General features: G+C 65.7%; 18 protein-coding genes. 9 read left to right on the top strand and 9 right to left on the bottom strand.

The window, feature by feature from the left end:
- Positions 1 to 85: 85 nt before the first annotated feature.
- From NV1_RS35300 to NV1_RS35270, 7 genes are all read right to left on the bottom strand, one after another.
- Complete coding sequence (locus NV1_RS35300) at positions 86 to 403, bottom strand: DUF222 domain-containing protein (RefSeq protein WP_245714089.1); 318 nt, start codon at positions 401 to 403, stop codon at positions 86 to 88.
- 831 nt (positions 404 to 1,234) lie between these two features.
- Positions 1,235 to 1,900, bottom strand: a complete 666-nt coding sequence (locus tag NV1_RS35295) for a fumarylacetoacetate hydrolase family protein (RefSeq protein WP_067901778.1) — start codon at positions 1,898 to 1,900, stop codon at positions 1,235 to 1,237.
- A 36-nt stretch (positions 1,901 to 1,936) separates the two neighbouring features.
- Positions 1,937 to 4,270 (bottom strand): thiamine pyrophosphate-binding protein, encoded by a 2,334-nt coding sequence (locus NV1_RS35290; RefSeq protein WP_067901841.1) that lies wholly within the window; start codon positions 4,268 to 4,270, stop codon positions 1,937 to 1,939.
- A gap of 358 nt (positions 4,271 to 4,628) precedes the next feature.
- Positions 4,629 to 5,351, bottom strand: a complete 723-nt coding sequence (locus NV1_RS35285; protein ID WP_084526269.1) for an MlaD family protein — start codon at positions 5,349 to 5,351, stop codon at positions 4,629 to 4,631.
- Positions 5,352 to 5,689: 338 nt separating this feature from the next.
- A complete protein-coding gene (locus NV1_RS35280; protein ID WP_157117575.1) occupies positions 5,690 to 7,009 on the bottom strand; it encodes a PucR family transcriptional regulator in 1,320 nt (439 codons plus the stop codon).
- Positions 6,997 to 7,515 carry a creatininase family protein gene (locus tag NV1_RS35275; protein WP_084526267.1) on the bottom strand — a complete coding sequence of 173 codons (519 nt, stop codon included), beginning with the start codon at positions 7,513 to 7,515 and terminating at the stop codon, positions 6,997 to 6,999. The genes NV1_RS35280 and NV1_RS35275 overlap by 13 nt, the downstream gene beginning before the upstream one ends.
- The gene (locus tag NV1_RS35270) at positions 7,506 to 8,630 is read right to left on the bottom strand and encodes a tetratricopeptide repeat protein (RefSeq protein ID WP_157117574.1); all 1,125 of its coding nucleotides are present in this window, start codon (positions 8,628 to 8,630) and stop codon (positions 7,506 to 7,508) included. Before NV1_RS35270 ends, NV1_RS35275 begins: the two co-directional genes overlap by 10 nt.
- Here NV1_RS35270 and NV1_RS35265 point away from each other — a divergent pair.
- Both NV1_RS35265 and NV1_RS35260 read left to right on the top strand, forming a co-directional pair.
- Complete coding sequence (locus NV1_RS35265; RefSeq protein ID WP_157117573.1) at positions 8,623 to 9,462, top strand: hypothetical protein; 840 nt, start codon at positions 8,623 to 8,625, stop codon at positions 9,460 to 9,462. The genes NV1_RS35270 and NV1_RS35265 overlap by 8 nt on opposite strands.
- On the top strand, positions 9,459 to 10,244 hold the full coding sequence (locus NV1_RS35260) for a phosphotransferase enzyme family protein (RefSeq protein ID WP_067901769.1): 786 nt from the start codon (positions 9,459 to 9,461) through the stop codon (positions 10,242 to 10,244). Before NV1_RS35265 ends, NV1_RS35260 begins: the two co-directional genes overlap by 4 nt.
- Here the strand turns inward: NV1_RS35260 and NV1_RS35255 are convergent.
- Positions 10,201 to 10,911: a TetR/AcrR family transcriptional regulator gene (locus NV1_RS35255; RefSeq protein ID WP_218027307.1), complete on the bottom strand. Its 711-nt coding sequence runs from the start codon at positions 10,909 to 10,911 to the stop codon at positions 10,201 to 10,203. The two genes, NV1_RS35260 and NV1_RS35255, sit on opposite strands and share 44 nt — an antisense overlap.
- 70 nt (positions 10,912 to 10,981) lie before the next feature.
- The gene (locus NV1_RS35250; RefSeq protein WP_067901763.1) at positions 10,982 to 11,941 is read right to left on the bottom strand and encodes a C-terminal binding protein; all 960 of its coding nucleotides are present in this window, start codon (positions 11,939 to 11,941) and stop codon (positions 10,982 to 10,984) included.
- Between the two features lie 212 nt (positions 11,942 to 12,153).
- Between NV1_RS35250 and NV1_RS35245 the strand changes: the two genes are divergently transcribed.
- From NV1_RS35245 to NV1_RS35215, 7 genes are all read left to right on the top strand, one after another.
- A complete protein-coding gene (locus NV1_RS35245; protein WP_218027306.1) occupies positions 12,154 to 13,149 on the top strand; it encodes a LysR family transcriptional regulator in 996 nt (331 codons plus the stop codon).
- Between the two features lie 156 nt (positions 13,150 to 13,305).
- Positions 13,306 to 14,937, top strand: a complete 1,632-nt coding sequence (locus NV1_RS35240; protein ID WP_067901758.1) for a flavin-containing monooxygenase — start codon at positions 13,306 to 13,308, stop codon at positions 14,935 to 14,937.
- A gap of 31 nt (positions 14,938 to 14,968) precedes the next feature.
- Positions 14,969 to 16,339: an NAD-dependent succinate-semialdehyde dehydrogenase gene (locus tag NV1_RS35235; protein ID WP_067901755.1), complete on the top strand. Its 1,371-nt coding sequence runs from the start codon at positions 14,969 to 14,971 to the stop codon at positions 16,337 to 16,339.
- Positions 16,340 to 16,357: 18 nt separating this feature from the next.
- Positions 16,358 to 17,245, top strand: coding sequence for a fumarylacetoacetate hydrolase family protein (locus tag NV1_RS35230; RefSeq protein WP_067901753.1), 888 nt, complete (start codon positions 16,358 to 16,360; stop codon positions 17,243 to 17,245).
- A 108-nt stretch (positions 17,246 to 17,353) separates the two neighbouring features.
- Entirely contained in the window at positions 17,354 to 18,619 is a 1,266-nt protein-coding gene (locus NV1_RS35225) for an FAD-dependent oxidoreductase (protein ID WP_084526265.1), read from the top strand.
- Positions 18,616 to 19,071, top strand: coding sequence for a flavodoxin domain-containing protein (locus tag NV1_RS35220; protein WP_067901750.1), 456 nt, complete (start codon positions 18,616 to 18,618; stop codon positions 19,069 to 19,071). The genes NV1_RS35225 and NV1_RS35220 overlap by 4 nt, the downstream gene beginning before the upstream one ends.
- Positions 19,072 to 19,102: 31 nt before the next feature.
- Positions 19,103 to 20,299 (top strand): cytochrome P450, encoded by a 1,197-nt coding sequence (locus NV1_RS35215; RefSeq protein ID WP_067901747.1) that lies wholly within the window; start codon positions 19,103 to 19,105, stop codon positions 20,297 to 20,299.
- The last annotated feature ends 27 nt before the right edge of the window (positions 20,300 to 20,326 follow it).

The raw sequence follows: 20,326 nt of genomic DNA, 5'->3' as shown, positions 1-20,326 counted from the left end.
GGCCGCCTCCACCTCAGCCGAACCGGGCTCAGCGGATCGGGCCGGAAACACTGTTGGATCCACCGTCCCGCACCCGTGCTCGGCGTCAACCTGCCGTCGTCACCGCTCTCCATGCCTTTCTGGGACGCGAGCGGGCCTGCGGGGCGGCGTATTCGATTCGCCGACGCGCCTCGGAGGCGCTGATCCGCAGCAGATCACTCAATAGCTCTGCGGTGTCCCGGTAGCCGGTGTCGGCGGCGAGACCTCGGCGCTCGGCCTCGGCGACGGCAGCAACCATGGCCGCGCCCAGCCGACGTCGGCGGCGTTCGGTTTCGACGAGGGTGCGCAGCAAGTCGACATCGGCAAGTTCCGACCATCTTCGCGTCGGAGCATCCGGTGCCAGTGCAGTCGAATGTGTGTTCACCCGAGCCAGGCTACCTCATCCTCGAACATATGTTCGACGATTGGTTCGGTCGGGCATGGCGCGTTCGGGCAGCGCCGCGACGGAGTGGCGGTGATGACCGGGCTGGATGCTCGGGCTGTTGCCGCGTGGGCGGTCGGGGCCGGGATCACGGTGGACCAGGTCGATCGCGGCCGGTACGCCGCGGCGTTCGGGCCGCCCTCGGCAGCGCGGTAACCAGCCGAACCGGCTAGTCCTTTCTCATCATCTCGTAGACCCCCTACCTATGTTGACCTGTTGTTTTGGTCCCCATCGTGTCCCGTTGATCCTCGCTGTTTCCCATGGATTCCCACAGTTTGGGGCGCAAAGTGGCACCCAAAGTGGCACCGGGATTCCCGTCGTTTCCCAACGTCGTGCTAACTGTTGGCGCGCATGGTCGCGACCTGCAAGGGGTGTTTGGGTGCGGCCGGCGCGTCGACTGATCCTCAACCTGGCAGCATCGGGATCACCAATTGCGGTGAGGCACTCACCACTTCCAGATCGATCGCATCCTTTGATGCTACTTTCGACCGCCCGGTTTCGTCCGGCGAACGGGCGCGACCTGGGGGTTCTTGGTTGTTGCGGGGTGTTGCCGGTTGTTGTTTGTTGCTGTTCGTGGACCTGTGACGTCCTGTGGACGTCCTGATACGAACCCGATTCGGCCACGTCCCGTGCTGTTTCGGAGCGATTGGGCTGGTGCTGGAGTTGCGCTGGATGGCCGGTTTCGGCGCCCGGATCGTCTGCCCTGGGCCGCAGAATCCGTGACGAGGTGCCTGCCGTGCAGCCCGATGGAGGTCTTGGGGGCTGCTACGCCGCTCAGGGGGCGATTCCGTCATGTGCCCATCTGAAATACCTTGGTACCGATATATGCGCATTTAAACATCTATGCCGAGTTTGTGATGGTCGGCTGTGTCGGGACTCGAGAACGTGGCGGGGACAGAACCCGCGGTAGCTTTTGCCTTTGAGGAACTGTCCCTGCGGCAACTGGACATCGCGGGCCGACAGATCATTGGCGATGGTTACCGCGAACACGTAGCCGGGCAGGTCCGCGTCCGTGATCGTGACCGGTGCATCGATGCGGCGGCCGATGACCAGGGCGAGTTCGATCTCGAAATCCAGCAGCCGCACATGCGCCGGCCGGGTGACCGGGTCGTGCGCGCCGGTGACCGCGGCGTCGGTCTTGTCGAAGAACAGGTTGAACGCGCGGGCGTCGGGATCCATGCCCGACTCGATCGCGTGCTGACGGTAGTTGGCGCCCTGGCAGATCACCCGGCACGGTGTCGTGATCGGCGAGAGCACCGTGACCGCGTCGAGCCGGTGGGCCGGTGCCCGGTCCCTGGCCGCGCGCCAATCCTGCTCGCCGGTCGTGATGAGTTCGGCGGTGCTGGGGTAGCTGCCCTGCAGCGGGGTGATCTTCGCGTCGGCGACCACTCCCCACTCCACGGCGTCGCCGACGCGATAGTGGATCAGATTCGTGACCATGATGGGCTCCTCACAGCGTTGGGGACAAGAGAGTGTTCACGGCGCGGGCACCAGATCGAGGCCGGCGCGCACGATCGCGTCGGTGTCGATGCCGTGGTGGCGATACACCGCGTCCAGGTCACCGGATTGGCCGAACTCGGTGACGCCCAGATGGATCGCCGGCACCCCGTGCACGGTGCCCAGGAAGGCGAGCGTGTGCGGATGCCCGTCGAGCACGGTCACCAGCGGCCGACCGCTTGCGGCGCCGAATAGGGTGTCGAGGATCCAGTGCGGACCGTGCCCGCGGCCGCGGCGCGCCTGCACCGCGGCGAACAACAGCCCGGGGCTGGTCACACACACGATTTCCGCCTCGATACCCAGCTCGTGCAGGCGGGTGGCGGCCGCGACCGCCTCGGGCACCATCGCGCCCATGGCCGCGATGGTCACCACCGCGCCCACCGGCCGACGTAACACGTATCCGCCGGCCAGGACATGAGTGCGGCGCCGCTCGCGCGCGGCGGGATCCGACGGTACGGCCGCGAGCCGCTGGTCGACCGGACGCGTCGACAACCGCACGTACGCAGAGCGGCCCTCCGGCCGGGTCAGCTGGGCCAGACATCCCAGCAGTGTCCATTCGGTGTCGAGGACGAACGCCGGTTCGTAGCTGACACAGCCCGGCTGTTCCAGCCCGATCGAGGGCGTGATGATCGACTGGTGGGCGCCGCCTTCGGCGGCGAGGCTCACTCCCGACGGTGTCCCGACCAGCAGCGAGCGGCCCCCGGCGTAGATGCCGAACGACCACGGTTCCAGCGCCCGCGCGACGAATGGGTCGTAGAGCACACCGATCGGTAGCAGCGGCTGCCCCCACCGGCTGCCTGTCGCGCCGAGTTCACCCAGCACACCGACCAGGTTGGTTTCGGCGATTCCCAATTCGATGTGCTGGCCGCCCGGGCCCTCGCGCCATTGCAGAATCGTGTCGGGGTCGTCGGCGAACCAGTTGGGGCGTTCGGTCACCGACCATGTCCCGACCTTCGTGACCCACCCGCCCAGGTTGGTCGTGGAACTCACATCCGGGCTGACCGTCACCACCCGCGCACCCACCTCCGGTGCGGCGCGCAGCAGATCCAGCAAGGTCCGTCCCAGCGCCGACTGGGTAGACGCCACCCGCGTCGGAGTGCGCCCGAAATCGGCCGGGACCGTCACTGGAGCGGGCGCGGGGACCGGTGGCCGCGCCAGCCGTTGCGCGGTTCGCGCGCACAGCAACCCTTCGTCGCTGCCGGGGTCGAATCCCGCCCACCGGTCGGTGAGATCGACTCCCAGGCGGGCCGCGACCGACTCCAGCTGTTCGGCGCTCAGCAGCGAGGAATGGTTGTGCGGATGTCCCTCGGTCGGCAGCCCGTGCCCCTTCACGGTGTAGGCGAAAATGACCGTGGGCCGGGTGTCCTCGATCGCGGCGAACGCCTCGCGCAGCGCGCGGTGATCGTGCCCGCCCAGGTTACGCAGCGCGGCCGGCAACGCATGGTCATCGACTCCGTCGAGCAGGGTGCCGATCGCGTCGGCGCCCGGACCGGACCCGGGCAGCCGCTCGCGCAACCCGGCCACAGGCAACCGCAGCAGCCGCTGATATTCCGGATTGCTCATCGCGTCCAGCCGCGCCCGCAATGCCGCGCCTCCCGGCCGGGTGAACAACGACTCCAGCAGCGCGCCGTACTTGACCGTGATCACCTGCCACCCCGCGGCCTCGAACATCGCCGCTACCCGCGAGGCGGCCAGATGCGGAACGACCCGGTCCAGCGACTGCCGGTTCACATCCACGATCCACACCAGCTCACCCAGCTCGGGCACCGCCGGATCCAGCAGCGCCTCCCAGCAGGCACCTTCATCGAGTTCCGCGTCCCCGATCAGCGCGTACTGGCGGCCCGACCCGCCCGCACCGAAATGCTGTCCGACGTAGCGGCGTGCCACTGCACCCCACACCGGCGCCGTCGCCCCCAGCCCGACCGAACCGGTCGAATAATCCACCGGATCCGGATCCTTGCTGCGGCTGGGGTAGCTCTGCAATCCGCCGAATGCCCGCAACGTCGTCAGAGACGACTCGTCGAGCCGGCCGAGGAGATAGTTGATCGCGTGCAGCACCGGCGCGGCGTGGGGCTTCACCGACACTCGATCCGCGGCAGTGAGCTGCTGGAACCACAACGCGGTCATGATCGACACCATCGACGCGCTCGACGCCTGATGCCCGCCGACCTTGAGCCCGGACGGATTCTCACGCACCCGGTTGGCGTGATCGATCATCGCCACCGACAGCCACAACACACGCCGCTCGATGCGATCGAGCACCTCGACAGGCGTAGCGGACACCAGTGCAGGCAACAGGAAACCCCCGACCATCAACACCCGGCGACGTCGCCACGACAACGCCGGTGACACGGATACGAACACCTCTATCGAAACGCCGGGCCCCGCCCACCGGCTTGGCCTCCGATACAAACCCACACCCGATGCTTGGACCCGAGTCCAACCCGAGGGCGAGTGGGCAAGAAGTCACCGCGCTCCCTCACGCGGCGGACGCGGTCACCGGGCCGGCGCACCGGTCGAGCGGCGAAGATGGCGGCCCTACTCCGCGATGTCACTGCGTGCGGGCCCGGCCCAGCCCACGGCAGTATCCGGCAGGGCTCCGCATGGTCTTGCCGATGGTTCCGTAGGACACGCCCTGCCCGCGCCCGGCGCCCCGGCCAGACGACATGTCTCACCGACAGCTCGCCGCGCTGGCCGCGAGCGTGCGCGAGCCCGGTCCGGTCATCCGGTCATTCCCATCATGATCGTTCTCCGACAGCATGGTCGTCAGCTCGTTGAGCTTGACGATGATGCTCGCGACCGCGTCCTTGTTGTCGACGCCGACCTTCAACGCGCCGGACAGGGCATTGAGGGTGTCGCGGATCTTGGCGCCCTGCCCGTTGACCATGTCGTAGAGCAGGGTGCCCGACAGCGGACCCTCCGCAGCGCCCGGCGCGGGCTTGAGCGCGTCGGCGAACTGATCGATGGTCTTGATCATCGTGTCCAGCTCGACCGGCGTGCGGGTCTGCTCGACGGTCAGGTGCGACTCGTCGGGCAGGGTCGGCCCGCCGGTGTAGCGCGGGGTGAGTTCGATGTGCCGATCGGTGACGATGGACGGCGAGATCAGTGCGGCCGTAAGGTCTTTCGGCAGTTTCACATCGCTCTTGACGACCATGTGGACCTCGACGAACTGCCCCTTGGGCACGATCTTGTCCACCTCGCCGACCTCGAGGCCGAGCACCGTGATCGGGTTGCCCTCGAACATGCCGGCGATATTGCGGAAGTCCGCGGTGATGTGCTGTGTCGTGCCGACCGCGTCCTGGACATCGGTCGGCACGACCGAACAACCGCCCAGCGTCACCACGGCACACGCCCCGGCAACCAGCACCCACCCACCGCGCGTCACCGACGTCATCGCCACACCCGCCCCACGGCCAAAACCACACCCGCCGCCGCGCCCGGTCGAAACCGTCCCCCGGCCGCGGCCGATGCGGCGACGCACGCCACCGAGTGGCGAGACAAGATAATCGAGAGCCCGGACGGGCACCACCGAGGCCGACGCGAGCAACGGCCACTCCTCACAGAAAAATCCCGGCGACGTTGCCGTGGCCGCACCGGGGACACGGATGCGAACACCTCTATCGAAATGCCCGCACCCACCCGCCTGCTTGGGCTCGGGTACAAACCCCCACCCGCTGCTTGGATTCGAGCCCAAGCAGCTCGGATGTCCGGTGATACCGAAATGCCAGGCGGTCAGCCGGTCGCGGGCGCGTCACCGAGGACCGCGGCACCGAGTTCGTCGGCGAGGGCAAGCGCGGCCTGCAGCGGCAGGCGGCGTTCGCTGATCTTGCGACCACGCAATTGCTCGGCGCGCTGCACGCGGTAGGCGACGGTGTTGCGAGCCACGTGCAGCAGCGCCGCCGCCTCGGCCAGACTGCGCCCCACATCGAGATAACACTTGAGCGTGGCCCGCACCGCCGCGACCGGCTCCCCGGGATCAGCGAGACCACCGAGTTCACGGCGCACGAACTCACGCGCCCGCTCCATGTCACCGCTCAGCATCGCCACCACGTCGAGGTCCTGGTAATCGAACACCCCCCGCGAGACCGCCGAGATCATGGCCACCCGCTCGGCCTCGAGCGCCTGCCGGTGACTGGACACGAACCCGGCCACCCCCGAGCCGGGAACCCCGATCGCGACGCGGACCTCGGCCGGTGGCCGCGGCCACCACGCCTCCGGCCGCAGCGGCACTCCACTCACCTGTGCACCCCACGCCCACACCCGGCGCCCGCCGACCGGCACGATCAACGTCGTCGTGCACCCGCACGCCGCCAGCACCGCCGCCGCGGCCTCTTCCAGCTGGTGAGCCCCGGCCCCCGTGTAGTCCTCGGTCCACACCACCAACGCCCGGTGATGCCGTGACAGGTCATAGCCGAGGATGCGCACCGCACGATCCAGCGGAACGTGCCCACCCCGCAGGATTTCCTGCAGTACCTCCCGGCGCACCGCGGCCGAACTGGCCAGCCACGCATCATGCGCGCGCCCGTACTCGCGAGCCATCTCGTCGCTGACCCGGTCGGTGATATCGAACAACACCTCGTTGGCCCGCCGCATCTGCGCGAACCGCTCACTCGCCGGAACCAGCTGTTCAGCCGCGTCGAGAACCCGCTGCACCGCCAGCGCGTGAGCCACCCGGATGCTGCGCAACATGTGCTCCACCCCCACACCACGGCTGACCACCTCCGCAGGACCCACCAACACCTCCGGGACGGCGGCCACACGGAAATCCCTCTCATCCGCCAATGCCGCGATAGCCTGCAACGCCACCGCTTCCCCACCCACCCGCACCATCTCCACGATGCCGTGCACACCCAGCTCAGGCACCTCGGCCACGATCCGGTCGGCCATCTCGCCCCCCAGCTCCACCGCCCACCCCACCGGACCCGCACCAAGCCGCGCTGTCAACTCCTCGACCGTAGCCACCGGCAGCACCGAACCCGCCAGCGCGCGCTCCTCACGCGGTCGGAGCAGCCGGATCCAACCACCCACACCAGCCGAATTCAACGCCGCCACACCCGGACACTAGACCAGCACAGCGCTGGCGTGCCCGCCGCTGGGCACCGCCGAATCGACCTGCCACCGAAATCCGCCCTCAGCCCGGTCCGTATCGCGGCCATGGTCCACGGCACCGTCACGCCGTGCCGAACAACTACGCATTCGGGCTGCCTGGTCCATGTCGCATAGTTTCCGCCGTGGCCGTTGACCAGGACGAGTTTGTCGATGCCGGAACGTTCCAGCGACAGCCGAACATCGTCGATCAGGGCTATCAGTGTTGCGGCGCTGATACTGACTGTGCCAGCGAAGCCCGCGTGTTCATGCGAACAAGAGATCGTGACCGGAGGCAGGAGAAACAAGTCGTAGGTGTCGGCGAGCCGTTCTGCGATGAGGCAGGCGATGGCGGTGTCGGTGATCAGCGGCAAATGCTCGCCGTGCTGCTCGAAGCTCCCCACTGGTAGCACTGCGGTATTCGCGCCCTGGCGAGCGACATCGGTCGAGGTCGCGGTGGTGATCAGGTCCACTGGTTTCTCCTTGTAGTCGGCAACGATGCCGTGCGCAGAGTCTTGCGCAGCTTGTAGTCGAGTTCGCGGGCGTGGCTAGAGTGTCCGACTCCGACCAGCTTGTTGGTGACGCGGTGCAGTTGTCGAGTAGTACGGCTCGAGCGGGTGTCGGAAACGATCGCGAGCGCGTGGTCGGCGACTTCGAGCGCTTCGTCGGGCTGCCGGAGAACAGCATGTGCCGTGGCGAGGCGAGCGAGTCCGACACCGAGATCACGTCGGCTGTCAGAGTTCCAGTCGGCAAGTCCTCGCTGGAGGGTCTCGAGAGCAGCGGCTGGCTTGCCGAGTTCCACCCAGCAGTGCGCAGCTTCCATCGCGATGAACCCGGTCGTGCAGTACCCGGCCATATCGACTGCATCGTCCTCGCCGGGTTCGGCGGCCAGAGCGTACGCCTGCTCGAGTGCTCGCGCGCAGTTGTCGGGATCACCAGTCATAGCGTGTCCGTGTGCTTGCTGTCGCAAGGCGACTGCGCGCAATTGGGGTGTCAAGGATGTCGGATTCGTCAGTGCGCTGTTGGCGAATTCGACGGCCAAGCCGGGCTTGCCCATGTCGCTGGCGATGTTGCTTTTTCGCATGCGCAGATAGGACAGGAATCGGGTATCACCCGATTCCTCGGCTTTGTCCAGGGCGGTGTTCGACCAGGACATGGCAGCCTGCAAGTTGCCGGAGTCTTGGTACAACCAGCCTATGAACTCGGCGTACCGTGCCGAGACGTCGAGCAGCCGATCGTGGCTGATGCCGCGACTGCCGTCGAGTAGTTGGTCGATGAACACCATTTGCTGTTCGGCCATAGGCAGGACCGAGAACGGTCCAGCCAGCATGTCAGTCGTTGCGTATTGCCGCAGAGAACCCAACAGGGAATCCGCGAGCGGCGGTCCTACTGGGACGCTCGCGGCGGGAACGGCGCTACCACCTGGCAGGCGCACCAGCGCACCTGCCGATGGGAGTGGGGGCTCTGTGATCTCGATGTCGAACCACAGCAGTGCAGTTGGAATTTGCAGCCGCCGCGCGTAGTGGACGAGGTTATCGAGGTCGCGAACTCGGTTGCGGCCGTTTTCTATTCTGCTGCGGGTGCGCACGAAGATCGCCGAACAATTGGAGCAGGCGCGGCGACTACAGCGCCGACGCGAATTGGCGCTGCTGGGCGCGGTCACAGTTCAGCTACTCGGGGAACTCACCGATGATGTGGCCGGTGATTCCGAGGCGGCGGTGCGGCATGTTCTGGCTGGTGAACTGTTGGCGCAGGAAGCCGGGCACACCGGGCTGAGGGCGTGGGTGGCCGGGACGAAAGCGCTGATCGCGGAGTGGTCTCCCAAGCCGCACACCGTGCTGGGCATCATCGAGGACGCTGCGGAGTGGGCGCCGGTGGGTGACTACCGGGTCAGGCTTTTTGCGTTGCAGGCGCGCTGCGCCGGCCGCCTCGGCGATGCGGGCCTTGCCCGTTCGGCTGCGGCTCGGACGGTGGCCGCGGCCGAGCAGGCGCGCGATGCGCCCGACGAAGTGACCGTGTTCGGCGGTGCCTGCACGTTCCCGCGCCCGAAGATGGCCTACTACTTGGGCTGTGCGTACCGGTCGATCGGTGATCATCAGGACGCCGAGCGGTGGTCGCTGGACGCCATCGACGAATACACTACTGGCCCACCCGAACAGCGTTCCTACGGGGACGAGGCGCTGGCCCGGGTGCAGGTGAGCCTGTCGCGGATCGCCCGCAACGAACTCGAAGGCGCGCAGGAGATACTGTCCCCGGTCCTGGCACTTCCTACCGAGCAGCGGATCACGTGCATCGTGGAGGGGATGACTACCGTTGTTGGTGCGCTGCGCGAGCACCGCCATGCTGAAGCGCCTATCGCTCACGACCTTCGCGAGACCATCCGCGGATACACCGCGCACTCGAGCGTGGCGCTGCGATGACCGATGTGGCCGCGCGCGATATCCTCACTGCCGCATGCGAACAGGTCGGCCTCGACGCGGCCGAGGCGCAATTGTTGCGGGCCCACAGCAACGCGGTGTGGCTGCTGCTGCGCAGCAGTGCTGTGGTACGGATCGGCCGCAAACAGCACGAGGGCCTGCGCTTCGAGGCGAGTGTGATGCTGATGCGGTGGCTGGCCGAACACGATATCCCGGTGACCGAACCGCTGACGGACCAGGTCGCCGAGATCGACGACGCCACGGTCACGCTGTTCACGCTGTGGCGCTACTACCCGCAACACGACCGCGGCGAACCGCCCATGCGGGACCCCGGCACCATCCTGCGTCGGCTGCACACCCTGACGGATCCGGTTCCGGTGGAACTGCACCCGTACCCGCCGTTGGCGGGGCTGACGACCATTCTCGGGGCGCCAGCCGCGGCCCGGGTTCTCGATCCCGGAGATGCGACCTGGCTGTCCGACCGGGCCAGCGAACTGCTCGACCGGTACGACGGGCTCGAGTCCGGGCTGGGTGTGGGGTTCATTCATGGTGACCCGTATGGCGGCAACTGCCTGTGGGATGGTGATCGGGTTGTGCTGGGGGATTGGGACGAGGCGAGTGTCGGCCCGCGCGAGCTGAATTTGATCCCCAGCTGCCACGATCACCTTCGATTCGGCGCCCCCGCTGTCGGTTACGTCAACGTCGACGACGCGGACATTCGACCGGTCCAGGTGCGGTGGCTCAGTGCCCGGTGGTGGTGCTCCAGTCGAGGACTGTTCTGGTGAGTGCTACTGCACGATCGACGAGATGCTCGAGGTGCTCATCGCTACCGTCCCAGTTGCACCACCGGGTGGCGCTCTCCAGGACGGCCATGACGATGCGGACGGCCTCCTCGGAAGATTCGGCCCCGAGTTCGGCTGCGGCTGCCAGGTACATGCGTTCGTACAGGGCCACCCAGTTGTCGGCCTCGATACGTACCTCGGTCGGCAGGAAGTTCGCCATCTTGTCGGTGGCTACCAGGAGGTCCCAGAGATTGCTTTCCGGCAGCCTCAGTTGACGGGTCAGATGCACGCGAACCATTGCCGCCCAGGCATCTTCGGTGCCGGTGGTTTTGTCCACCTCTGTGAGCATGGCGATGCCGAACTGGTGGAAGTGCCAGCGCAGGGACTCCGCCACGATCTCGTCGCGGCCGTCGGGGAAATGTGCGTAGATGCTGGGCGCCTTGATGTCGACTGCCTTGGCGAGCATGCGCATCGAGACCGAGTCGAAGCCGTGTGCAGTGGCCAAGCGGAGGAATTCGCTCAAGATCCTGCGTCGAGAGGGCGACTGCCCGGTCCAGTTGTACTTGTCCAGGTGGCGCCGAAGATCGTTGCTTGCCTCTGCCAGCGTTGCTTGCGTCATCGCTCCATCGCCTGTCGCCCTGCGGGCGGATCGTGCCCTGTCGGCGGGCACCGGTCTCGTTCGGAAGATTACAGGGCGGTGCGCCCCGGCTATCGGGGCGAATGGCAGCCGGCACACCGATCTAGGTGACGAGGTCGGAAATCGGCTGACCGGTCAGGGCCTCGCGGCAGCGCTGGACGACTCCCTCTTGCAGGGTCTCGAGTGCGCGGTTGGAACGCCACGAGACGTGCGGGGTCATGATCACGTTCGGAGCCGAACGCAGTACATGTTGCGCGGGTAGTGGTTCTTGGCTGAAGACGTCGAGCCCAGCGCCGGCGATGTGGCCGCTGTGCAGTGCGTCCGCCAGAGCCTGTTCGTCGATCAGGCCGCCACGCGAGACATTGACGATCACCGATCCCTTGCGCATGCGACGCAGCACGTCCGCCGAGACGAAATGTTTGGTATCCACGGTCAGCGGGATGTGCAGGCTGACGATGTCGGACTGCTCGAGCAGTTCCTCCAGCGGTGCTGCGGGCACGGTGTCGAACCCGAGGAAGGGGTCGTAGGCTCGCACGTTGGTGCCGATCGCGGCGTACCACTGGGCGACCCTGCGCCCGATACGCCCCATGCCGATGACGGCGACGTCGAGTTCCGAGAAGCGCGGGGTGTCGAAACCGATGTTCCCGGCCCAGGATTCGCCGGCGATGGCGGTTTGGCCCGCAGGTATGCGACGAGCCAGGGACAGGCCCATCGCGAACGCGTGTGATCCGACCTCTTCGCTTGCGGCTCCAGGCACGATCGCGACGGGGATCCCTTTGGCGCGGGCCGCGATGACATCGATGTTGTCGTAGCCGATGCCGTAGCGGACGACCGCGATGCACCGCTTCATCGCGGCGAAATCGTCCTTCTCCACGCGTGCATAGGGTGTCACCAGGACCAGGGCGGCGTCCGGTATCGCGGCGTGAAAGGTGTCCGTGTCCGATGCTACGACGATCTTCATGCCGAATTCTGCTGCGAACTTTCTCTCACGTTCGACTTCGGGGAATTGGTGTGGTGCGATCAGGATCGTACCCGGATTTTTCGGATCGATGACAGTGCTCATGGTTCCTCGTTAAGGGTATTCCGGCAATTCTCGGCGGGGTGCCGCATGATATCTCGAATGGAAAGTTCAATCGACCATAAATACTGTGTTCGAGCCGTGTCAACGCGCCAGGGATCGCCTGTTGATATTTTCCGTATCCGGTTCACTGGTGTGCTGCATAGGGAACAATCGTCCCTCGCGAAGGGTTCCTAACTAACGTGCGTTAGGATACGATGGCCGGACGGCAGTCGCAAGGAGGCACCATGGAGATTCGACAACTGGAGGCATTCCTCGCGGTCGCTGAGCACCTGCACTTCGGGCGGGCGGCCGATCAGCTGTTCATGGCCCAGGCGCCACTGAGCAGGACCATCAAGAGCCTTGAGAGCGAGTTGGATGTGCGGCTGTTCGAACGCAACACTCGAACGGTCGAGCTCACCAATACCGGCCGGGCGTTGGTGGATCCGGCGCGCGAAGTGCTTGCGGCCGCTCGGCGGGCGGCCGAGGTTGTCGGCGCTGCGGCGGCAGGCGAGGTCGGAGTCGTGCGTGTGGAATTCTCCGGAGTCGCCGCACATCCGTTTGTCGCCACGCTCGCACGGGATATGCGTACGGACAATCCCGGCATCCGTCTCGAGCTGTCGTCCCAGTTCATCTCGCGTCCGGTCATGCAGAACCTCCTGCTCGGGCGCACCGACATCGCGCTCGGCCGATGGGATCAGTTGCCGCCTGGCGTCTCGGCTCATGTCCTGATGCCGGACTCGCTTGCGGTGGCGCTCCCTCGAATGCATCCGCTCGCTACGGCCGGCACTGTGAGCTTCGCGGAAGTGGCAGGTGAGCCGTTTGTGTCCCTGCCCTATGCGGCAGGATCGGTGACGACAGATCGACTGTGGAGGCTCGGGTACGCTCACCGGACTGCCATCGACAACGTTCAGTTCGCACCGGACACGCAATCGTGCATTGCTCTGGTCAGTGCAGGCGTCGGGTGTCATCTCGCGCTTGCCTCGGTCGGGTTGCGAAACTTCAATCCCGAGGTCGTGTTCGTTCCGCTCGCACCGGCGGACGTCGAGCGCGTTCCGGATGTGCACCTGCGTGCAGCCTGGCTTGACCGCAGTGACAACGCCGCCGTCGAGATCGCGCTCCGACATCTGATTCCTGGTATTGCGCGAGAGCCGGGCGCGGATCAGAGCGGACGCACGCGGGAAAACGAAATGTTGCTGCTGGATCGGAAATAATCTTCACCACGATACGCATCACTCGGGTCTGGAATAAGATCTGGATCACACGTAACGTCGATATGTACCGGAAGAATTCGAAAAAATATTCCCAATGAATTCGGTGACCCGGTTCTATCGGGCGAAATTTTGCCGTGCCAGAAAAAGGAGAAGGTAATGAGTCGAAGCGCTCAGGTGCAGGAAGCCGATGCCCTCATCGTAGGCGCCGGCATGGGCGGGATCATGACGCTGCGTCGCCTGACCGCCGACCTCGGGCTCAACGCAGTCGTGATCGACAAGGCACCGGGCATCGGGGGTACGTGGTACTGGAACCGGTACCCGGGCGCGTTGTCGGACACTCAGAGCTTCATGTACATGCTCCCGTTCGAGAAGGAGCTCTACCTCGAGCAGGTGGGCAAGTGGAAGAGCCGCTACGTCCAGGGGCCGGAGATCCGTCGCTACCTCGAGGACGCGGTCGACTTCTGGGATCTGCGGTCGCGCTTCCAGCTCGAAACCGAGTTGCGCACAGCGGTTTTCGATGAGGAATCGCAGACTTGGCACATCGAGACCGACAAGGGTGCGTTCCGGGCGCGGTTCCTGGTGACTGCACTGGGGCTGCTGTCGAACCGGAACGTGCCCGACTTCCCGGGCATCGGTTCGTTCCGGGGTCGTATCGTGCATACCGCTGACTGGCCGGCGGATCTGGACCTCGCGGGCAAGCGTGTGGGTGTGATCGGCAACGGCTCGACCGGTGTGCAGTTCATGACCGAGGCCGCGAAGGTGGCGGGGCATCTCACTTCGTTCCAGCGGACCCCGCAGTACACCGTTCCGGCCGGCAACCGGGACTGGACCGAGGACGAGCTCCAGCACTTCGCCGACACCTGCGAGGAGCGGTGGGACGAGTTCGCCCGGGTCAAGATCGGTTTCGGCATCGACGAGGAGTACAACCGCAAGACCTTCGGGGTGTCCGACGAGGAGCGCGAGGCGATCTTCGAATGGGCCTGGGAGAAGGGCGGAAACTACACCTTCACCAACGAGACCTTCTGTGATGTGACCTCGGACCGTGCGGCGAACGACGCGGCAGCCGACTTCATCCGGCGCAAGATCGCGCAGATCGTCCAGGATCCGGAGACCGCCCGCAAGCTCACGCCCTGGGAGCCGTTCGCACGTCGCCCGATCTGCGACTCCGGCTACTTCCAGATCTTCAACCAGGCGAACGTCACGCTCGTCAGTCTGCGCGAAACGCCCGTGGAGAAGTTCACCTCCACCGGGATCGTCACCGAGGACGGCACCCTGCACGAACTCGATGTCCTCGTGCTGGCAACGGGATTCGACGCTGTCGACGGCAGCTATCGCGGAGTGGACATCCGCGGGCGCGGCGGCGAATCGCTGAGTGAGCACTGGAGCGAAGGGCCGCGCAGCCACCTCGGAATCACCGTCTCGGGCTTCCCGAACATGTTCATGGTCCTGGGGCCGAACGGTCCGTTCGTCAACCTTCCGCCCGCTATCGGACTGGAGGCGAAGTGGATCACCCGCGCGATCGCCGGTCTGCTCGATACGCCCGGTTCATCCATCGAGCTGCGCCCGGAGGCGGAGGAGGGCTGGCTGCGGACCTGTCTGGACGAACTCGAGGGCTCGCTGTTCCTGGAAACGGGTTCGTGGATCTTCGGTTCCAACATTCCGGGCAAGCGCAAGACCAGGACCGCGAACTTCTACGTCGGCGGTCTCGACAAGTACATCGCCATCTCGGAGACCGAAGCGCAGGACGGCTACCCGAGTTACCAGATCCATGTTCCCGCCACGGTCTGATGACGGACCCGATCTGTACAGGAGGACGAAGATGCCCACATTCACCACCGTTGACCCGCGCACCGGCGCGAATATCGCTGAGTACGAGCTGATGTCGGACGCCGAGACCGAATCCGCTCTGGCCCGCGCCACCGAAGCTCACCGCACATGGTCCCGCACCGCGCTGTCCGATCGCGCCGCTCTGCTGTCGCGTATCGCCGAGCTGCACCGCAAGCGCACCGCGGAACTCGCCCAGTCGGTGGCGAAGGAAATGGGCAAGCCTGTTGCCCAGAGTGAAGGCGAAATCGGGCTCGCCGCTTCGATTTTCGACTACTACGCCGACAAGGGCCCGGAGCTGCTGCGGGACGAGGAGCTGGAGGTCGCCGGCGGCGGACGAGCCCTGGTCCGAACCAGTTCGATCGGGCCGATCCTGGGTATCATGCCGTGGAACTACCCGCTGTATCAGGTGGCCCGGTTCGTCGCGCCGAACCTGCTGCTGGGAAACACCGTGCTGCTCAAGCACTCTCGCTCCTGCACGCAGACCAGCTTGATCATCGAATCGATCCTGGAGGAGGCGGGTGCGCAGGCGGGCGTGTATGAGAACCTGGTCGTCTCCTCGGACCGCGTCCAGGGGCTCATCGCCGATCCGCGCCTGCAGGGTGTCTCACTGACGGGTTCGGAGGAAGCGGGTCGCATCGTCGCCGAACAAGCCGGCCGGCATCTGAAGAAGTTCGTACTCGAGCTCGGCGGCTCGGACCCGTTCATCGTGCTGCCCGACGCGGATCTCGGTCATGCGCTCGACCTCGCCGAATCGGGCCGGTTCTCCAATGCCGGACAGGCGTGCACTTCCTCGAAGCGAATGATCGTGCACGAGCACGTCTTCGACGAGTTCCTGACCGGGTTCGTCGAGCGGGCCAAGAACTGGACGACCGGTGACCCGCTGGACCCGGACACGAAGATGGGGCCCATGGCCTCGGTCGCCGGCCGGACCGAACTCGCTGAGCAGGTCGAAGATGCCGTGTCCAAGGGGGCGACCCTGCACCTGGGCGGGGTGGTTCCCGATGGTGACGGGGCTTTCTACCCGGCGACCGTGCTGTCTGGTGTCACTGAGGGGATGCGTGCCTATCGCGAGGAGCTCTTCGGCCCGGTGGCGGTGCTGTATCGCGTGGAGTCCGCCGAGGAAGCGGTCCGCCTGGCCAACGATTCCCGGTTCGGGCTCGGTGCGGCCGTGTTCACCCAGGATCGCGAGGCGGCGAACGAGGTTGCCGACCGGCTGGAGGTCGGCATGGTCGGCCTGAATTCGCTGATCCGCAGTCAACCGAATCTCCCGTTCGGCGGCGTCAAGGCATCCGGCATCGGCCGCGAACTGGGCCGGCTCGGCCTCGACGAGTTCGCGAACAAGAAGCTGCTGCGGATCGCGTAGCGGGAAGGAAACGAATCCATGCGACTTGTCACCTACATCTCGGGCACCGAGCAGGTTCCCGGGATCCAACACGGCGACTTCGTTCACGATCTCGGCGCAACGCTGGCTGGGAGCGGAGTGAACCCATCGCCGTCCTGTGAGTCGGTCCGGGCGTTCCTCGAAACGTATGGGGATCGACTGCCCGCAGTGTCCCAGACCCTCACCGCGTGGCTCGACCAGACATCGCCGGCACCGGTGGGATCGGTAGACGAGCTGAAACTTGTTGCCCCGGTTACTGATCCGGCCAAGGTACTGTGTGTCGGGCTGAACTATTCCGATCATGTCGGGGAGACCGGGCGGCAGTTCCCGAGTCACCCCGATCTGTTCGCGAAGTTCGCTTCCAGCCTCATCGGGCCGCTGGAAGACATTGCCTGCTCGGATGTCTCGGCGAACCTGGACTTCGAGGGAGAGCTGGCCATCGTGATCGGCAGACATTGCCGACGGGTGCCCGAGAACGAGGCCCTCGACCATGTCGCGGGGCTCACGGTGCTCAACGACATCACTGCCCGCGACCTGCAGTACCGCGGAACCCAGTGGCTGGCAGGCAAAGCCGTCGACAGTGCGACGCCGTGCGGGCCCGCCCTGGTCACTCTGGACGAGATCGGGGACCCACAGTCACTGGATCTGACGACTCGGGTCAACGGTACGCAGATGCAGGGATCGAACACGAAGAACATGATCTTCCCGATCGCGCGGATCGTCTCCTACATCAGTGAGTTCCTGGCACTGAGCCCGGGTGATGTCATCGCCACCGGCACACCGGAGGGAATCGGCGCCAAGCGCACACCCCCGGTGTGGCTGCGGCCCGGTGATGTGGTCGAGGTGGAGATCGAGAAGGTCGGACGGCTGCGCAACGTAGTGCGCTGAACCTTCCGGCACTACCGGCACCGCGACCGCTGCCACCAGTTACCGAACTACCGTCTGCAAGTTTCGAACGAGGCCGCTGGGCCCCAACCCACCGTGAGGTGAGCCGCAATGAATTCAGCCCGCCAACCGTCGGACGTGTCGCCGACCGCTCCCGCGGTGCCGCCCCACCGGGTGGCGATCGTTGGATCGGGGCCGTCGGGATGCTTCACCGCTCAGGCGTTGCGTAAACGCATCCCGGACGTGCGGATCGACGTATTCGATTCGCTGCCCACGCCCTACGGGCTCATCCGTCACGGTATCGCGCCCGATCATCAGGGGGCCAAGGCCGTGCACCGCCAGTTCGATCGCTTGTTCGCCCAAGACGGGGTTCGGTTCATCGGCAACACCGTCATCGGCACAGATCTGCCGATGACGGAGCTGGCCGAATCGTACGATGCCGTCGTCCTCGCCACCGGGCTGGCGCACGACCGCGGGCTGGGTGTTCCCCAGGATGCCGCGGCCAGAGTGATCGGGGCGGGGGAGCTGCTGCGGTTGTTGAACTCGGATCCCGATTCGGCATTGCGGTATACGCCATCGGGTGTGCCGGATCTCGGATCTCGGATCGCGATCGTCGGCACCGGCAACGTCGCGGTCGATGTCGTGCGTCTGTTGACGAAGTCGGCAGCCGAGCTGGACTCCTCGGATATCGACGACATCGCCTTGCGCGCGCTGAATCTCAGTGGAATCACCACCATCCACGTCCTCGGCCGGAGTGGCAGGGAGCAGGCGAAGTGGGACGCGGCGATGCTCAAGGAGCTCGCGGCGGTGAGCACCGTCGATCTGCGGCTCGACGGCGAGCCGTTCGATGCGGGCACCGCGGCCGACGGGGCCACGGTTCTGGTCGATGTTCGCTTCCACCAAGCGCTCTACGCGATCTATCGCGAAGGTGAGCAGACGACACTGGTCACGCGTGAGCACGGCGAGGCTTCGAAGGCAACGCATTTCGCGGTCGACACCGTGATCTCGGCGATCGGCTTCGATGACGACTCGCCGCTGTCGGAATTCGACTACGCCCCGCACGTATTCCGGGTGGGCGGTTGTCACAGCGGTCGGCTCGGCAACCTCGCCGAGAACAGGAAACTCGCGGCCACGACCGCTCAGACGGTCGTCGAGCACCTGACCCTGCAACAGCCGATCCGCTCCGACGTCGATCCGATGCTGCCCGCAGGTCACGTCTCCTTCGAGGGGTGGAGACGGATCGACGCAGCGGAGACGCGTCGGGCGCTGCCGGGGCGCTGCCGCACGAAGTTCACCACCCGGGCAGAACTGCTCGGCGCAGCACAACCCACAGCGCCGTCAACGATCGCGCCCCGACTGCAGAAGGAAATATCATGACCACCACAATCCACATCTTCTTCGGAACCGAATCCGGCAACGCCGAAATGGCCGCCGACGACATCGCCGAGGTACTCCAGGGGCAGGGTTTCGAGACCGAGATCGCCGAGTTGTCCGATGCCGCGGCCGCTGGGCTGGTGGATGTCGGTTCGGCCATCTTCATCACCTCCACCTACGGTGAGGGTGACCTTCCCGAGGGCGCGGCGGCGTTCCATCAGGCGCTGCTGACCGATCGACCGAACCTCGGCACTCTCCGATTCGGCGCGTTCGGGCTGGGTGACAGCGTGTACGAGACGTACAACAACGGCATCGATACCCTCCGCGAGGCTCTGCTCGAACTGGGCGCCCAGCAGATCGGCGAAACCGCCAAGCACGACGCAGCCGCCGGGGATCCGGTCGGTGACCTGGCCACGGCCTGGGCCGGCCCCCTCATGGAACTCATTCCCGCCTGAACTGGCACAGTCCCGAATGCAAGGAGATGTCATGAGCGTCGCATCCGATACGACAGAGGTCCTGTTCCCCTGGAACGATGTGGAATTCCAGGCCAATCCGTACCCGTGGTACGAACGTGCGCGGCGCGTCGCTCCGGTGCATCACGCCCCGGACGGGACGTATGTGGTGACTCGATACGACGACACCATGAGTTTCGGGCATCTGCCGGTCATGAGCATCGTCGAGCCCGAAGTCGAGGGTGGGGAGCGGCATCCGTGGCGGGTCTTCGAGAACACCGTGCTCTGGCTCGATCCACCCGCGCACACCCGCATGCGCCGGATGACCAATCGGTGGTTCACCCCGAAACTGATCACCGAATACCTGGAAACGACACGGGCGTCGCTCGGTGCGATCCTCGACGGACTGGAAACGGGCCAGGTCGTGGACGCGCACTTCGATATCGGCGTCCGGCCGACCCACGACACGATGTGCCGGATCCTGGACATGCCGGAGGGCGACGTCGAGGGAATGTTCTGGGCTCTGTGGGATGCGATGCTGGCCCACTCCTCCGACCCCGTCGAAGGGACGCGTGAGAAGGCGATCGCGGGCCTCGAGTACATGTTCGCGCAGACCGAGCGCTTGCTGGCCGAGAAGAAGCAGAACCCCGGCAACGGTCTCGCCGACGAACTGCTCGCCGCGCACGAACGCGGTGAACTGACTTGGCGCGAGGCATTGGAAACCGCCGTCAATCTGCATATGTCGGGCGGTCCGAACCCGGCTTATGTCATCGGTTCGGGGTTGAAGCTCTTCGCGGATCGGCCCGATCTGATGGCCGCCTACCGTGAGAAGCCGGAGACCAGGCGCAAGTTCGTCGATGAACTCACCCGGATGTATCCGGTGGAACTGATCATCACCCGATTTCCTACCGAGGACATCGAGATCCGTGGTGTGAAGATTCCGGCCGGGTCGTGCGTCAAATTCCCGATCGGTGCGGCTAACCGCGATCCGGAAGTATTCGACAATCCCGACGAGTTCGATTACGAGCGCCCCAACGAGGCGAGTCGTAACCTCACGTTCAGCCTCGGCCCGCACACCTGTGCGGGCAAGGCGGTGTCACTGGCACAGATCGAGGTGGTGCTCTCCATGGTCGCCGACCGATACAGTCGGGTGGAGTTGGCAGGTGACCCGATCGAGATCCGTACCGACCGGCTCGTCATCTTCGACAAACTGCCGGTCATCCTCCACTGATCCCGACGCGATCAGCCCAGTCGCGGA

The sequence above is a fragment of the Nocardia vaccinii NBRC 15922 genome (assembly GCF_001613305.1).
Taxonomy (GTDB): Bacteria; Actinomycetota; Actinomycetes; order Mycobacteriales; family Mycobacteriaceae; genus Nocardia; species Nocardia vaccinii.
The sequence above is the reverse complement of the archived record's forward strand: the minus strand, read 5'-3'. Positions and strand labels throughout refer to the sequence as shown.

What these genes read in the sequence shown, in the direction of transcription:
- NV1_RS35295 (WP_067901778.1), bottom strand. Translation starts at nt 1,900, where the DNA reads ATGGTCACGAATCTGATCCACTATCGCGTCGGCGACGCCGTGGAGTGG.
- NV1_RS35290 (WP_067901841.1), bottom strand. Translation starts at nt 4,270, where the DNA reads ATGGTCGGGGGTTTCCTGTTGCCTGCACTGGTGTCCGCTACGCCTGTC.
- NV1_RS35285 (WP_084526269.1), bottom strand. Translation starts at nt 5,351, where the DNA reads ATGACGTCGGTGACGCGCGGTGGGTGGGTGCTGGTTGCCGGGGCGTGT.
- NV1_RS35260 (WP_067901769.1), top strand. Translation starts at nt 9,459, where the DNA reads ATGACCGATGTGGCCGCGCGCGATATCCTCACTGCCGCATGCGAACAG.
- NV1_RS35250 (WP_067901763.1), bottom strand. Translation starts at nt 11,941, where the DNA reads ATGAGCACTGTCATCGATCCGAAAAATCCGGGTACGATCCTGATCGCA.
- NV1_RS35245 (WP_218027306.1), top strand. Translation starts at nt 12,154, where the DNA reads ATGGCCGGACGGCAGTCGCAAGGAGGCACCATGGAGATTCGACAACTG.
- NV1_RS35240 (WP_067901758.1), top strand. Translation starts at nt 13,306, where the DNA reads ATGAGTCGAAGCGCTCAGGTGCAGGAAGCCGATGCCCTCATCGTAGGC.
- NV1_RS35235 (WP_067901755.1), top strand. Translation starts at nt 14,969, where the DNA reads ATGCCCACATTCACCACCGTTGACCCGCGCACCGGCGCGAATATCGCT.
- NV1_RS35230 (WP_067901753.1), top strand. Translation starts at nt 16,358, where the DNA reads ATGCGACTTGTCACCTACATCTCGGGCACCGAGCAGGTTCCCGGGATC.
- NV1_RS35225 (WP_084526265.1), top strand. Translation starts at nt 17,354, where the DNA reads ATGAATTCAGCCCGCCAACCGTCGGACGTGTCGCCGACCGCTCCCGCG.
- NV1_RS35220 (WP_067901750.1), top strand. Translation starts at nt 18,616, where the DNA reads ATGACCACCACAATCCACATCTTCTTCGGAACCGAATCCGGCAACGCC.
- NV1_RS35215 (WP_067901747.1), top strand. Translation starts at nt 19,103, where the DNA reads ATGAGCGTCGCATCCGATACGACAGAGGTCCTGTTCCCCTGGAACGAT.